Below are 17945 nucleotides of genomic sequence, written 5' to 3'. Positions count from 1 at the left end.
CTTTTTTAATGTCCTTTGTTCTTAAATTTCGTTATAAATAATATCCATTTGCTTAATAATGTAAGCCCCCTTAAAAATAATTAAGAAGGCTTTATTGAGATTAAATATCCGTTTGATTATTACTACTTTCAATTAAGTGTTTAATCATCTCTTCCGATTGATTTTGTACATCAACCGCAGGTGCTGCTGCATCAATGCTTCCCCCACTTTGAGCTGGAGTATAAGCAATTGCAGAGCCTTCATCCTCAACCAGTGTATTTAGCGCTATAAGCTGCTCTGCATCTTCATCAATGATTACGTCATTAATATTAAGTGGCTCCGCCGAACTTACTTGCACAGTTTGCTCAGGTGCTGATAGACCACTCAAGTTACCTAAATCAATCGTTTCAGTGCTTAATACATTGTTGCTTGAAACTTCATTAGGGGTTGTATCGCCTAAAGCCAACTCTTCGCTAAATGATGCAGGGATTGTGTCGCCGGAAGCAGCGCTTACTCCACTATCGTAAATGTTGCCTGACTCTATAAATACATCATTTCCATTTTTAACGTGGTAATTACCAGCTTCGTCCACAGTATAGAAATACGTGTTTTCAAGGCCTGTACCCAGTAAACCTAAAGCATTCAGATCTAAGTTGGTAGAGTCCCAATTACCTTGAGCATCTACAACTGCATATGGCGCTGAAGTTAATGCTAAATCAATGCCTAAAACTAATGAGTCGAGAATATAGACCTTACTTCCCTCACCGCCATCAGATGTCCCTTCGTAGCCAACCAATATCCCTATACCCAATAAATTAAGTAAGTACTCAGGTTCTACTGTAAAGTTGATCGGTGTAGTATCAATAACCAATCCAGATAAACTACCGCTTGATGTTGTATTACTTGATGCATCAGTTGCGACAGCTGTTACAGTATAAGCCCCATCAGCTAACTCCGTATCCGGTGAAGCACTCCATTCACCGGATGCGTTAGCAGTTACTTGTTTAGTGACTACTGTTGCACCGCTAAAGGTGACTAATATAGTTTCACCTGCGCCAGCAGTCCCTGTAACAAGCGGATTTTGATCTGCGGTTAGCTCTAACCCCGAGTCAATTGTAATACCTGAGTCAATTGCGCTACTTGATGATTGCGTACCTGTATTACCTGCGCTATCAGCAATGCTTACATCTACGCTGTAATTACCCTCAGGAAGTACTTGTGTAGAGGTCACGCTCCAAGTTCCATCAGGCCCAACTGTTGTTTGAACATTATGAGTGGCACCAGCTGAATCAGTAAACATAACTATAACATTTTGTCCTGCAAAGCTTCCAGTTACTGACCCCGTAACAGTAGGTGTTGTATCTTGCCCTACCAATATTGGATCTATGACTACAGTTGGCGCTGTGTAGTCTGTGCTTGACACCATTGTATCGCTTGATGAGTTACCCGCAGCATCACTCACTGTCGCAGTAGCACTAAAACCACCTTCACTAAGCGCGCTGGTAGCTGTTACAGACCATGTGCCATTGCCTGCAACTTGAGCGGTAATAGTTTGTGAATCGTTATTATCATCAGTAATAACAACACTCACATTTGTACCTGCTGGTGCATCACTTATACCTGTTATAGTCGGTAGCGGGTTATTGGTTACAGTTAATTGATCAACTTCAACTGTTGGTGGTGTTAAATCAATTATTCCACCAAGACTTGTAGAGCTTGAAAGCCCTAAGTCTTCAACTGTAGCACTTACAGTAAAGGCGCCTTCAGCTAATGGTGTTGTAGGTATTAGAGTCCATTCACCGGCAATGGCTGTGGTGTTATATGTCGTTGCTGTACCGCTACTATCGGTAATAACTACCTGTACATCACCTGCTAATACATCCGTGGTACCTGTAATCGTAGGCGTTGTATCGCTTGTATCAATTATTGGGTTTATCAACAAACTTGGCAAGGTTGTACTGACAGTACCTATTTGATTTACAGTGGTTGTATTACCAGCGCTATCGGTACTTATGGCCTCAACTGTAATTTCTCCTTCAGGTAATAAAGAAGCAATGACAGACCAAGTGCCATCTCCTAAAACAGTAGTAGTAACTGTTTGTACTGCGGCTGTTGAGTCAGTGATATTTACAGTAATTAAACTCCCTACTTCCTCATCGCTAGAGCCTGTAATTGTTGGTGTTAGAGTATTAAGTACTCCGAACGCATCTATTTCTAACGCTGGTGGAATGGTGTCTATAGTTACTTGTTCAATGGCTGACTGCCCAGTATTACCTGCGGCATCAGTAATACTCGCATACACATCATAAACACCATCAGATAAGCTGGTGGTTACTAGAGACCAAGTACCATTACTACCAACTACAGCATCAAATACTGTTTCATCACCATTGCTACCAATAACAGTTACGTCAATGTCTGTACCTTCAGGCTCTTCCGATGTGCCTGAAATAGTTAATAAATCGGTATCGCTAATGCTCAGTGGTAAAATTCCAACTACTGGTACTAGCGTATCAACGACGAATTCAAGCGTATCAGTTACTACATTACCTGCTTCGTCTGTAATACTCACATTAGCAACGTGCTGCCCTTCAGTTAGTGCATCTACCTCGAGTGAAAATAACCCAGCTGCATTAACCGTAGTGGTTAAAACTGAACCACCATCAAGTTGTATTTCAACAACACCATTAATTAAATCACTGGTACCTTGGATAATTGGCGTGGAGTCTGATGTTGTGCCAATAACCTCTAAGCCAAGTGTTGGCGATATTGTATCCACCACTGCGGTAAGTAGTTGCGTGGTAGTAATACCGACTTCACTTAACACGTCAACTGTTACGCTGAATGTACCTTCAGCCAATGATTGAGGAACCTGCACAGCCCACGTATTATCGGCTTGCACTATAGCCGTAAGCTCTTGTACTACATTTTCGCTATCTACCACTCTCACTAGCACTTCGGTGCCTGGGGCTTGGTCGGTCGTACCGCTAATTATCGGCAAATCTCCCTGGCCAGTAGTAAAGTCAACTACCGCATTAAGTAATGGCGTTGAAGCATCTACATCAGCCGTAGTTATAGTGGTGGTGTTACCCGCTTCATCGGTTGCAGAGGCTTCAACAACCGATAAGCCAATAATATTAACCGCTAGGCCTAATAACACCCAATCGCCATTGGCATCGGTGGTTACATCGTAAGTTAAGTTAGCCAAATCACCTGCTAATTCTAAATTAACAGTGACTGTTTTACCTTCACCTAAATCAGAAGTACCAGATAAAGAAACCAATTGACCTAATAGGAACGAAGGCACAATAGTAAGCTCTGGCCCTACTGTATCTACTTCGCCACCCGTTTTACTATCAACAGAGGTATTCCCTGCGCTATCAGTAATCGTTGCCGTAACACTGTAGCCCCCTTCTGCTAATTCGTTATCTGCAGCGGCTTGCCAGTCACCATTTTCATCCGTTTGTACGGTAATTTGATGAGAAACTCCAGCTGAGTCAGTAAACGTAACTATAACGTTTGTATTTGGCTCGTTTGATGTGCCATTAATTAATGGCGTGCTGTCTTGGGTAAGTATTAATGAACTTTGATCAATACTAATTTCGGGAGCAATTGTATCAATGGTTGCTGTATTTGTTGCATCCCCGGTATTACCCGCGCTGTCAGTAACAAATACTTCAACTGAATAATCTCCTTGTGATAGAGAGCTAGTTGCCTCTACAGACCATACACCACCCGTTTGAACTGTTGTATTTACAGTATGCTTATTCCCGAGTGCATCGGTAAATATCACAGCAACTGCATCACCTACCATGGCTCCTGTCACGTTCCCTGAAATACTTGGAGTTAGATCGGTACTTCCAACAATATCGTTAATAGTCACAACAGGTGCTGTTATATCAACTTCCCCTGTAATACTTGTGTTTACAGGATTACCTGCAGTATCTGTTGTTGAAGCTAAAACCGTGTAAGTGCCCTCGCTCAACTCTGTACTTACAGCGACTGACCATGTGCCATTTGCACCAACAGTAGCATTAACCGTTTGCTCGACACCTAAGCTATCTGTAATTAAAATAGCGACTATGGCGCCTTGTGGAGCTGTAGTTGTGCCTGAAATTGTTGGCGTTGTATCATTTGAAATTGTAAGCGGTGTAATATTAAGGGCTGGTGGAGTTAAATCGATAACACCGCTACCTGTTGTATTACTCGTTAAGCCTCCTTCAGTTACACTTGCCGAAACAGTAAATTCACCTTCAGGTAGAATATCTGTCGCATCAACACTCCACACCCCACCCACCACAGTTGTAGTTACAGTATGTGAAACGTTATTAACATCAGTTATGACAACCGTGATTTCTGTATTATCTGCCGCACTACTTGTGCCTGATATTGCTGGTGTTTGATCGTTTGTATCAGCAATTGTATTAATATTAATTGTAGGCGCATTGGTATTTAACATTGCGGTACTATTTGCAACTGATTCATTCCCTGCGGCATCAGTAACACTTGCAGAAACTGTAACTTCACCATCAGTCAGTGCATCTGTAATATCTACAGTCCAAGCACCACCTGCACCAACAACAGTTGTATAAGTCTCGGTACTATCTCCATCGGTCACAGTTACTGTAATACTCGTGTTTTCAGGTTCATTGGATGTGCCTGAAATAGTTGGCGTGCTGTCATTAATTGTACCTAATGCGTTTATAGTAATACTTGGTGCTTGAGTATCAATAAAGCTCGAGCCTGTATCCACTCCTTGATTGCCAGCATCATCGGTAATACTTACCTCTACATCATAATTGCCATTTGGCAAGCTTGGCGCCGTAACTTGCCAATCGCCGTTAGCATCAACTATTGCGGTTAAAGTATGTATATCACCGTTGTTATCTGTAATAACTATATCGACCACCGTATCCTGTGGTTCAGTTGAAGTACCATTTATAACTGGTGTCTCAGTGTTAAATACAGTTATGTCATTAAGTACAATAACAGGTACTTGGGTATCAATTGTTAAATCAATAGCCGTGCTGCTGGTATTATTAGCATCATCGGTAACACTTACTTGAGCCGTATAATCACCATCAACAAGTGCTACGGGGACATCTACTTGCCAATTGCCATCAGTACCCACTGTTGCTGTTAGTGTTTGACCGCCGATAAGGATGGTTACATCAGCACCAATCTCATTACTCGTGCCTGAAATTGTAGGGGTTGTATCTATTGTCACGTTAACTTCGTTCACAATTAATGTAGGAGCAACGCTATCTATTTCACCTTGAGCCTGCTGCGTTGTTAAATTACCAACACTGTCTCTAACCTCTGCAACAACAGTGTATTGACCTTGCGCTAGCTCTGCTGGTACATCTGCTGACCAACTGCCATCGGCTTGAACAATCGCAGTAAACTCTTGGCTTTGCCCTGCACTATCGGTGACAGTCACATCAATTACAGTGCCTTGCCCCATATCGGTGGTTCCGCTAATTACTGGCGTACTGTCATTAGATAAAGCATCAACACTAACGGTTAGTTCTGGCGCTACGTTATCAAAATCAAGTGTATTGATTGTTCTTACATTACCGGCGGCATCCGTTGCACTGGCAGTCACATAGGCAAGGTTTAGTAATGGTACTGTTATGTTTGCAAGCCCCCACGTACCATCAGGATTTGTTGTCGCTGTATAAGTTGCACCAACTAATCCCCCAACTAGGTACTCTGTAATAGTGATTACAGAGCCTCCCGGTAAATCAGAATCCCCCGAAAGAGAAACTAAATTACCTAATAAAAACGATGGAATAATTTCAAGATCCGGAGCGGTTATATCCACTTCGCCAGTGTCAGTGCCGGTGCCTGTGTTGCCTGCCGCATCGGTAATGCTGGCGCTGACGCTGTAATTACCTTCGGCTAATGTACCTGTTGGTGTCGCACTCCAGTTACCATTGGCATCGGTTTGTACATCAATGCTTTGAGTCGCATTTGCTGCATCTGTAAACGTCACCGTGATGGTGCTGTTAGGTGCATCACTAGTGCCTGTCACTGTGGGCGTGCTGTCGTTTGTTAATACTGGCGCATCTACACTCACACTTGGTGCTGTGGTATCAATGGTGCCGTTGCCGGTAATATCGGTGCTGTTACCTGCCACATCGCTAATACTTGCTTCGATGCTATATGGTCCTTCTGCCAGTGCAGTCGGTACTTCCACTGAGAAGTTGCCATCGGCATCCACCGTGGTGGTGAACGTTTGTGTATTGCCTTGATCGTCCACCACGGTGAAGTTAATAACGGTGCCTTCAACGGCATCGCTTGTGCCGCTAAGTGTCGGGGTGATGTCGCTACTTGAGCCTGGACTGGTAAGTACAAGTGTCGGTGCAATGGTATCTATTTCACCAGTGCCTGTGGCAGTGGCTTCGTTGCCTGCGGCATCGCTCACACTGGCGCTCACTGTAAAGGTGCCTTCAGCCAGTACTTGCGTGGCTGCTACGCTCCATGTGCCATTAACCCCTAATGTGGTCGTTACGGTATGAGTAATATTATTACTGTCGGTGATTTCAACGCTTACGGTGCTACCTTGTGGCGCATTCGCTGTGCCGGTGATCGTAGGTGTTGTGTCATCAGTCACGGTTACATCATTTACGGCAATATTAGGAATGGTCGTATCCACTACACCATTTTCTGTTGCTGTACTTGTATTGCCGCTTCCATCTGTAACACTCGCTTCAACTTCATAACTGCCTTCAGCTAAGTCAACAGGAGCTTCAACACTCCAGATACCGTCTGTAACGGTTGTTTGTACCGTGTTTGTTATGTCATTACTGTCCGTGATACTGACGGTGATAATAGTGCCATTTGCTGCACTGCTGGTACCGCTCACATTCGGCGTTGTATCATTTGTATCCATTAATGCATCAATATTAATACTCGGTGCATTGGTATCCAATGTTGCGCCTTCACTTAACGTGGTGGTGTTGCCTGCACTGTCGCTTACACTTGCTTCGATAGTGAGTGGACCATCAGTTAGCGCGTTCGGTACATCTGCTGACCAACTGCCATCGGCTTGTACTGTTGCGGTAAACGTTTCTGTTGTGGTGCCGTCGCTTACACTGATGTTTATTACTGTGCCCGCTGGCGCATTGCTGCTTCCGCTGATTGTTGGGGTGCTGTCGTTGGTCGCTCCTACGGTATCCAGTGTCAATGTCGCCGCTAAGGTATCAAGGGTGCCTGTTTGTGTGGTGCCGCCGGTGTTGCCTGCATCATCGGTGATACTGGCTTGTACGGTGTAGCTGCCATCTGGTAATTCAGGGCTGGTTGCTTGCCAATTACCGCTGGCATCAACGGTGGCAGTGATTGGGTGCTCATCACCGTTACTGTCGGTAATAATAATGTTGATAACCGTGCCTTCAGGCTCTGTTGAGGTACCACTAATCACTGGAGTACTGTCGTTACTCAAACCCAGTGCATCAACGGTGACAACTGGTGTGATGGTATCTACATTACCACTGCTGTTTGCGGTGCTCTCGTTGCCTGCGGCATCGGTAATGCTGGCAACAACGCTAAACTCACCTTGTGCAAGGGCTGTCGATACTTCGATTGCCCAGTGACCATCGCTGCCTACAACAGTGCTAAGGGTTTGATTGATGCCTTCGCTGTCGGTGATGGTGAGTGTTACCGTGCCACCAATTTCATTACTGGTGCCCTGAAGCTCAGGTGTTAAATCGCTGACATCGCCTACATTTTGAATGGTTAAGGTTGGCGCTTGTGTGTCGATGGTGGTGGTATCACTCACGGTGGTTTCGTTGCCGACACTATCGCGCACACTTACTTCAATCGTGCTTTCACCTTCACTTAATGGTGTCGCTGGTGTGGCGCTCCAGTTGCCATTGGCATCCACTAAGGCGGTGATGGTTTGCGGGTTGCCTGCGCTGTCGGTCACTACGATAGTCACTTGTGCCCCCTCGCCCGCATCGCTTGTGCCGCTAATAACCGGTGTATTGCTGTCGCTTTGTGCTGCAACCTCAACAGTGAGTGTCGGCGGTGTATTATCAAAGTCATCTGAGCTAATTGTACGGGTATTACCTGCGGCATCGGTCGCTGTGGCGATCACTGAGCCAACATCAAGTAACGATACATCTAATCCGACTAATGACCAGTTGCCATCCGCATCCGTTGTAGTGGTATATGTTGCACCAATCCCACCGTTAACAAGTTGCTCGGTAATGGTAATTTCACTGCCTGCTGGCAAATCAGAGGTGCCGCTTAGAGTAATTAATAAACCAAGCTCAAACGTTGGTGTAAAGGCAAGGATTGGCGGAGTTACATCCACTTCGCCGCTGTCAGTGCCTGTACCTGTGTTGCCTGCGGCATCGGTGATGCTGGCGCTAACGCTGTAATTACCTTCAGCTAAATCAGTCGTTGGTGTCGCACTCCAGTTACCATTGGCATCGGTTTGTACATCAATGCTTTGAGTAGCATTTGCTGCATCTGTAAACGTAACCGTGATGGTGCTGTTAGGTGCATCACTGGTGCCTGTCACTGTGGGCGTGCTGTCGTTTGTTAATACTGGCGCATCTACACTCACACTTGGTGCTGTGGTATCAATGGTGCCGTTGCCGGTAATATTGGTGCTGTTACCTGCCACATCGCTGATGTTGCCGTTAATACTGTACGGCCCTTCGGCTATCGCATTAGGCACTTCGACTGAAAAGTTGCCGTCTGCATCAACCGTGGTGGTGAACGTTTGTGTATTGCCTTGATCGTCCACCACGGTGAAGTTAATAACGGTGCCTTCAACCGCATCGCTTGTTCCACTGAGTGTCGGGGTGATGTCGCTACTTGAGCCTGGACTGGTAAGTACAAGTGTCGGTGCAATGGTATCTATTTCACCAGTGCCTGTGGCAGTGGTGTCGTTGCCTGCCACATCTTCAACACTCGCGCTAATAGTGTATGCACCTTCTGCAAGTGCTATCGGTACAGGCATTGACCACGTACCATTAGCAAGTACGGTGGCGCTCATTGTTTGCGCTGCGCCGCTGCTGTCGGTGACAACAATGGTTACTTCACTGCCTTGTGGCGCATCGCTTGTACCCGAGATAGTCGGTGTCGTGTCATTGCTAACACCATTGTCTGCAATAACAAGGCTTGGTGCGGTTAAGTCAATCTCGCCTGTTTCGGTGGCGCTGCCGATATTACCTAGTCCATCATCTACCTGTGCGGTGACAGTATATTCGCCTTCTGCTAGTACGCTTGGTGCATCGACGCTCCATACGCCGCCCGTTACGGTCGTATCAACAGTCGTAATATTCCCTGCACTGTCTTCAAACGTTAAACTAATGGTGGTGCCATCTGCCGCATCGCTTGTACCATTAATGGTTGGGGTGGTGTCGTTGGTGTCAACCAGTGCATTAATACTGATGCTTGGCGCTGTGGTGTTGAGTATGGCGGTTTCACTTAACGTAGTGGTATTACCGGCGTTATCACTAACGCTTGCTTCGATAGTAAGTGGACCATCAGTTAACGCGTTCGGCACATCTGCTGACCAACTGCCGTCGGCTTGTACTGTCGCGGTGAACATTTCGGTTGTGGTGCCATCGCTTACACTGATGTTTATCACTGTGCCCGCTGGCGCATTGCTGCTTCCGCTGATTGTTGGGGTGCTGTCGTTGGTCGCTCCTACGGTATCCAGTGTCAATGTCGGCGCTAAGGTATCTAGGTTGCCCGTTTGTGTCGCACCGCCGGTGTTGCCTGCATCATCGGTGATACTGGCTTGTACGGTGTAGCTTCCATCCGGTAATTCAGGGCTGGTTGCTTGCCAGTCACCGTTTGCATCCACGGTGGCGGTGATTGGGTGTTCATCACCGTTGCTGTCGGTAATAACAATATTTATAACCGTGCCTGCAGGCTCTGTTGAGGTACCACTAACAACTGGGGTGCTGTCGTTACCCAGGCCCAGTGCATCAACGGTGACAACCGGTGTAATGGTATCCACATTACCACTGCTGCTCGTGGTGGTGTCGTTGCCTGCAGCATCAGTAATGCTGGCAACAACGCTAAAATCACCTTGTGCAAGGGCACCTGGAATTTCAATGTTCCAGTGACCATCGCTGCCAACTAGGGCCTCAATGGTTTGCACAGCACCTGCGCTGTCGGTGATGGTGAGTGTAACGGTGCCACCAATTTCATTACTGATGCCCTGAAGCTCGGGTGTTAAATCGCTAACATCACCTACGTTTTGAATGGTGAGCGTTGGCGCTTGCGTGTCTAACGTAATTGTATCTGTAACTTTTGTCGTATTTCCTGCTTCGTCAGATACACTCACTTCGATGGTGTTATCACCTTCATTTAAATCTGTTTGTGGAGTTACTTCCCAGTTACCATTTGTATCTACTGTGGTGGTAAGTGTTTGTTCAACCCCGTTATCATCAGTAATAACAACCGTGATGCTGGTACCAACGTCTGCATCACTAGTGCCTGAAATAGTAGGCGTTGAGTCGTTGGTTACAGCTTCAAAGTCAACGGTTAAGCTAGGTCCTGATGTGTCTATATTACCGGTAGCCGTAGTTGAAGCGCTATTTCCTGCAGCATCAGATACTTCAGCTTCTACAGAATAATCGCCCGAGGCCAGCTCTTGAGAAAGCTCAACACTCCAATTACCATCGGCATCCGTTGTAGTGCTAAATGTACGAACAACTCCTTGAGAATCAGTAACCGTTAAATTTATAACTGTGCCTGAAGCTACGTCTGTTGTGCTACCTGAAATAATTGGAGTAGTATCATTACTTGTTTCTAGTTCATTTACTTGTATGGTTGGAGGCGTAATATCAATTACAGCATCAAGCTCTGCATTAGCCGTTCCACCACCTATGTCTGTTACTGTTGCACTAATTAAAATGGTGCCCTCAGCTAAATTTGCAGGCGGAGTAACACTCCAAAGACCGTTTTCATCAACAACTGTGGTTAAAGTAATTATTGCACCCGCTGAGTCAGTGATCTGAACTTCAACTTGAGAGCCAACTTGTGCATTAAAAGTATCACCATTTATTTGAGGTGTTTGATCGTTAGTTTCGCCAATAACATCAATGGTAATAGTCAATGCGCTTGTATCAATTGTGCCTGAAGCACTTGCTGTGCCTTCATTACCAGCGCTATCACTAATACTTGCATCTACAGAGTAGGTTCCTTCAGCTAAAGCCGCAGGTACTTCTACTGTCCAACTTCCGTCTGCAATTACTTGTGCTGAAATTGTTTGTACTGCACCATTAGCATCGGTCACTGTTAAAGTTATGGTTGAACCAGCTGGCTCCCCGCTAACCGTACCTGAAATGGTCGGTGTTGTATCACTCGTATCGCCTAACGCGTTAATAGTCACTATTGGCGCTGTGGTATCAACTTCTCCCGTTGTTGTGGCTGTGGTTTCATTACCTGCGGTATCTGTAACCGATACCTCAACAGTAAATTCGCCTTCGCTTAGTTCATTTGGCACATCAGCACTAAAGGTGCTATCAGCTTGCACTTCAGTGGTAATGATTTGTGGGTTACCGGCTTCATCAGTTACCGTAATAGTAACAACTGTACCTTCTGGCTCACTCGTCGCGGTGCCTGAAATAGTTGGAGTGGTGTTGTTAGTATCACCTACGGGGTCAATAATAACTGTTGGCGCGGCAGTATCAACTTCGCCTGTTGTTGTTACGGTTGTTTCATTCCCTGCTGTATCGGTAACCGATACTTCAACAGTAAACTCACCTTTACTTAATTCATTTGGTACATCAACACTAAATGTGCCATCGGCTTGTACTTCTGTGGTTATGGTTTGTGGATTACCTGCTTCATCAGTTACTGTAATAGTAACAACCGTGCCTTCTGGCTCACCCGTTGCGGTGCCTGAAATAGTTGGGGTGGTATCGTTACTATCACCTACTGGGTCAATAATAACTGTTGGCGCGGTAGTATCGACTTCTCCCGTTGTTGTTGCTGTGGTTTCATTACCTGAAGTGTCAGTAACGGATACCTCAACTGTAAATTCGCCTTCACTTAGTTCATTTGGTACGTCCACACTAAAGGTGCCATCTGCTTGCACTTCAGTGGTAATTATTTGTGGATTACCTGCTTCATCAGTCACGGTAATAGTAACAACCGTGCCTTCTGGCTCACCCGTCGCAGTCCCTGAAATAGTTGGAGTGGTGTCGTTAGTATCATCAACAGGGTCTATTATTACTAATGGTGCAGCCGTATCGACCTCACCCGTCGTTGTTGCTGTGGTTTCATTACCTGCGGTATCGGTAACCGATACCTCAACAATAAATTCACCTTCACTTAATTCGTTCGGTACATCAACAGTGAAAGTGCCATCAGCGAGCACTTCTGTAGTGATAACTTGTTCGTTACCAGCGTCATCAGTCACGGTAATAGTAACAACCGTGCCTTCTGGCTCACCCGTCGCAGTCCCTGAAATAGTTGGGGTGGTGTCGTTACTATCAACGAGTGCATTAATCGCAATAACAGGAGCTGAGGTATCAATAGTACCCGTTGTTACTTCTGTACTTTCGTTACCCGCAGTATCAGTGATTGATACGTCTACGCTGTATTCGCCTTCACTTAATTCGTTCGGCACATCAATACTAAAGGTGCCATCGGCTTGTACTTCTGTGGTGATGGTTTGTGGGTTACCTGCTTCATCGGTCACGGTAATAGTAACAACTGTGCCTTCTGGCTCACCTGTTGCGGTGCCTGAAATGGTTGGTGTGGTATCGTTAGTATCACCTATGGGGTCAATAGTAACTGTTGGCGCGGCAGTATCGACTTCTCCCGTTGTTGTTGCGGTTGTTTCATTCCCTGCGGTATCTGTAACCGATACCTCAACAGTAAATTCGCCTTCACTTAATTCGTTCGGCACATCAACACTGAAGGTGCCATCAGCTTGTACTTCAGTGGTAATGATTTGTGGGTTACCTGCTTCATCAGTAACTGTAATAGTAACAACCGTGCCCTCTGGCTCACCCGTTGCGGTGCCAGAAATAGTTGGGGTGGTGTTGTTAGTATCATCAACAGGGTCTATTATTACTAATGGTGCAGCCGTATCGACCTCACCCGTCGTTGTTGCTGTGGTTTCATTACCTGAAGTGTCAGTAACGGATACCTCAACTGTAAATTCGCCTTCACTTAGTTCATTTGGTACGTCCACACTAAAGGTGCCATCTGCTTGCACTTCAGTGGTAATTATTTGTGGATTACCTGCTTCATCAGTCACGGTAATAGTAACAACCGTGCCTTCTGGCTCACCCGTCGCAGTCCCTGAAATAGTTGGAGTGGTGTCGTTACTATCAGCCAGTGCATCTATCGTGATCACCGGTGCTGAAGTATCAATTTCTCCAGTCGTAGTTGCTGTGGTTTCATTACCTGAAGTGTCAGTAACAGATACCTCAACAGTAAATTCGCCTTCGCTTAGTTCATTTGGTACGTCCACACTAAAGGTGCCATCAGCTTGCACTTCAGTAGTAATTATTTGTGGATTACCTGCTTCATCAGTCACGGTAATAGTAACAACTGTACCCTCTGGCTCGCCCGTTGCAGTGCCTGAAATAGTTGGGGTGGTGTCGTTACTATCAGCCAGTGCATCTATCGTGATCACCGGTGCTAAAGTATCAACCTCGCCAGTCGTAGTTGCTGTGGTTTCATTGCCCGCAGTATCTGTAACCGATACCTCAACAGTAAATTCACCTTCACTTAATTCGTTCGGCACATCAACACTAAAGGTGCCATCGGCTTGTACTTCAGTAGTAATTATTTGTGGATTACCTGCTTCATCAGTCACGGTAATAATAACAACCGTGCCTTCTGGCTCCCCCGTTGCGGTGCCTGAAATAGTTGGGGTGGTGTCGTTACTATCAGCCAGTGCATCTATCGTGATCACCGGTGCTAAAGTATCAACCTCGCCAGTCGTAGTTGCTGTGGTTTCATTGCCCGCAGTATCTGTAACTGATACCTCAACAGTAAATTCACCTTCACTCAATTCGTTCGGCACATCAACAGTGAAAGTGCCATCAGCGAGCACTTCTGTAGTAATTATTTGTGGATTACCTGCTTCATCAGTCACGGTAATAGTAACAACCGTGCCTTCTGGCTCGCCCGTTGCAGTGCCAGAAATTGTCGGTGTTGTATCGTTACTATCAGCGAGTGCATCAATCGTAATAGTTGGTGCGGTATTATCGATAGTTCCTTGTGCTGAAGTTTCACTTTGGTTACCTGCTTCATCGCTAACGATGGCATTAACGCTAAAGTCACCTTCAACTAACTCATTAATAGCATCAGCTGTCCAGCTACCATCAGCTAGCGTTTGTGTTGTAATTGTTTGTGTATTACCACCAGCATCCGTCAATATTAACGTAACCGTTGTTCCAGCTGGCACATTTTGTACTGAACCTGAAATTGTTGGAGTAGTATCGGCGCTATCTGGGATTGTATTAATTGCTATAATTGGAGCTGATAAATCAATTGTTCCAGTACCGGTATCGCTTGCTTCATTACCTGCAGCGTCTGTTACTGTTGCCGTAATTGTAAAGTCGCCTTCAGCAACAGCTTGAGTTGCACCAACTTGCCAAGTTCCATCTTCTGACACAACCGCCGTCAATGTTTGAGACTCACCATTTGCATCAGTAACTAAAACACTAACAAGGCTACCTGGAGCTACATCACTTGTTGTTCCGCTAAATGTAGGCGTTGTATCGTTTGAATCAGCAAAGTCATTTATTGCAACTAAAGGAGGGGTGGTATCAACTGTGCCTAATTGTGAATCTTGGGCTGCGTTACCCGCATTATCAGATACATTAGCAGTTACGGTAAAATCCCCCTCACTTAAAGCAGTTGAAATCTCAATACTCCAAGTACCATCAGCACTTATAGTAGTCACTAACTGTTGCTCTGCTCCTAGACTATCGGTAACAATTAAAGTTACTTCACTGCCCGATGCTAATCCTTGGGTAGAACCGGTAAGAGTAGGTGTTGTATCGTTTGTATCAGCAATATTGTTGATAGTGACACTTGGTGCGGTTAAATCGACCGTACCTGTAACAGTTGCCGTACTGCTATTGCCTGCAGTATCACTAACACTCGCTGTTACTGTGAAATCACCTTCACTGAGATCTGCAATAATATCCGCTGTATATGTACCATCGGCATTTGTAAGTGTTGTGAGTGTTTGTTCATTGCCTTCACTGTCAGTTATTACTAATGTAACTTCGGTCCCTGCAGGTACATCAATTACGTTACCACTTACTGATGGAGTTACATCATTCGTATCCTCAATAGGATTAATCGTGATTGCAGGATCTGTTAAATCAATTTCTCCAGTTTCGCTTGCAGAAGCTGTATTACCCGCAGCATCAGTCACAGTTGCAATTACACTAAACGGACCTTCAACCAATTCATTACTTGCCTCAACTGACCAGCTTCCGTCAGCACCAGTAACTACTTGCACAGTTTCTGTTACGCCATCGCTTCCTGTAAATGTAACGGTTACTAATGCACCAGGCTCTACGTCTTGGGTAGAGCCGCTAACTGTTGGTGTTGTATCGTTAGTATCAATAATAAAATTAATGCTTACAGTTAAATCAACATTACCTACTGCACTTGCTTGCGCTTCATTACCCGAGTCATCTATAACAGCAGCAACTACGGTAAAGTCGCCCTCAGGTAGAGGGGTTGTTACTTGTGCAGTCCATGAACCATCTGCTTGCGTCACTGCAAGTAATGTAAATGTACTCCCATCGCTTGCCGTAATAGTTAAAGTAATGGTAGTACCTGCAGGCACATTACCGGTGTTACCACTTAAAAATGGAGTGGTATCGTTAGTATTAGCAATTGCATCGATTTGAATTGAAATAGGAGCAAACGTTATTTCGCCGTTTGTTTGCGCAGTAGCCTCATTACCTGCTGGATCGGTTACTGACGCAGTTGCTGTAAACTCACCACCTGGCAAGATTTCATTAGCATCAACACTCCATGTGCCATCTTCATTTAATAAAGTAGTTAAAGTTTGTACGTTACCGTTAATATCGGTTACTAATACTGTAATAACAGAGCCCGCAGGAGCGTCTTCCACCCTACCTACAAATGTTGGTGTAGTATCGTTAGTATCAGCAATTGCAGTAACGGTAATATCTGGGTTTGTTAAATCAACAACACCTTGGTTATTTGCTTGGGCTTGATTACCTGCAGCATCGCTTACACTTGCATCAACCTCAAACTGCCCTTCAGCCAATGGCGTAGTTACGTCGATAGACCAATCACCATCAGCGTTTGTTTGGGTTAATAATGTTTGAGTTTGACCATTAAAATCGGTAATAACCACACTAATAATAGAGCCTGCAGGTACATCTTGCGCGTTACCAGTAATAGTTGGCGTGGTGTCTTGAGTGTCGTTAATATTATTAATTTGTACCGTAGGCGCCGTTAAATCAACTACTCCTGAATCACTTGCTGATGCTAAGTTTCCTACACTGTCGCTTACTTGTGCATCAACAGTAAAATCACCTTCGGGTAAAGGAGTCCCAACTTCTACACTCCAGCTTCCATCGGCTTGAGTAACCGCAGTTAATGTTTGTATTTGTCCTGCACTATCTGTAACAGTAATTGTTACTTGCGTGCCTTCAGGAACACCATTTGTTGTTCCAACAAGTGGTGGTGTTGCGTTATTTGTTTCATCAGTTACATTTACTGTGATTACCGGAGCAGTTAAATCTACATTCGCTAAAGCTTGATCTACAGCTTGATTTCCAGCGGCATCAATCGCCACTGCGCTTACGTTAAACTCTCCTTCAGATAAAGGTGAGGTAGTAGTAATAACCCAATTTCCTAGCGCATCAACTTGAGTAACAATTGTTTGTACCGTACCTGCACTATCCGTTAACGTGACTGACACATTATCCCCAGTGTTCATCAACCCAGATACAGTCCCTGTTACTGTCACTGTTTGCGAAGCAGAATCGGCAACAGGATCAATAGCAATAAGCGGAGGTGTTGTATCAATTTCTATAGAAATAGTGTCGTTTATAGGGTTGCCAACAGGATCTGTCGCTTCAACAACAACGGTCACAGGGCCATCAGCAACCGGAGTTGGTAGAGTTATTTCAAAGGTACCATCAGGGCCAATCACAACACTAACTACTTGAGAATTTCCATCAACATCAGTTACCGTTACATTAACCGTTTCGCCAATTAAGTTTTCACTCGTACCGGTAATTGTTGGTTGTGATGAATTAGTAACGCCCAGCTCATTAAGTGAAATAGAAGCCGAAGTTGCGTCAGGCACAATACCATCAGAAGTATCTCTTAAATTAAAAGCTTCAGTAGCGCTTTGATCAAAAGAAGAATCAAAAGTAACACTACTAGGATCAACACTTTCAGAAATTCGGGTTAACTGTACAAACGAACTACCTCCATCTGCACCAGCTGCATTACCGCCACCAGCGGCTGTTGCCTCTAAATTATCTAAAATGTCCCCATCACCCTCTAATGCATCTAAAAAATCTGTTACATCTGAATTAGCTGCCGTTGATGAGTCTTGTTCTGTACCTAAGTCTAAGCTTGCGATTGCTTCATCTAAACTTTCATCAAAAACAGTTGTTTCGCTAGCGTCTCTTGCTTCTTTCGCTAATAGGTCTGGTGTTATTTTTACCTTTTGATTTGCGGGTATAGATAAGGTTTCACCTTGCACATCTATTTGTAACGACGACTTAATAGCAGTAACAACTAAATCACCTACGGTAATAATGTCACCAACGTTTAACGCTCTTATTGATCCATCATCCAACACAACACCCGCCGAACCCTGAATATCAATAACTACAAGTTGATTTGCTTCCATTTAGGTACCCTCAAACTTTTTAAAATAACAATCTAATAAATTAAAGGTAGAACAAAAAAAGCACATAGATACTGGACTCAAGTACAGGTTTAGAAGAAAAATTCAAAAATAAAAA

General features: G+C 44.8%; 1 protein-coding gene. It reads right to left on the bottom strand.

Going from position 1 to position 17945, the window contains the following annotated elements; translation table 11 throughout:
* Window positions 1-100 precede the first annotated feature (100 nt).
* Window positions 101-17830 (bottom strand): Ig-like domain-containing protein, encoded by a 17730-nt coding sequence (locus tag CXF89_RS00685; RefSeq protein ID WP_121953508.1) that lies wholly within the window; start codon window positions 17828-17830, stop codon window positions 101-103.
* Between the last annotated feature and the right edge of the window lie 115 nt (window positions 17831-17945).

It is taken from the genome of Pseudoalteromonas sp. MelDa3 (assembly GCF_002863625.1).
Lineage (GTDB): Bacteria > Pseudomonadota > Gammaproteobacteria > Enterobacterales > Alteromonadaceae > Pseudoalteromonas > Pseudoalteromonas arctica.
Note: the sequence above shows the minus strand (reverse complement) of the source record. Positions and strands in the feature narration are given on the sequence as shown.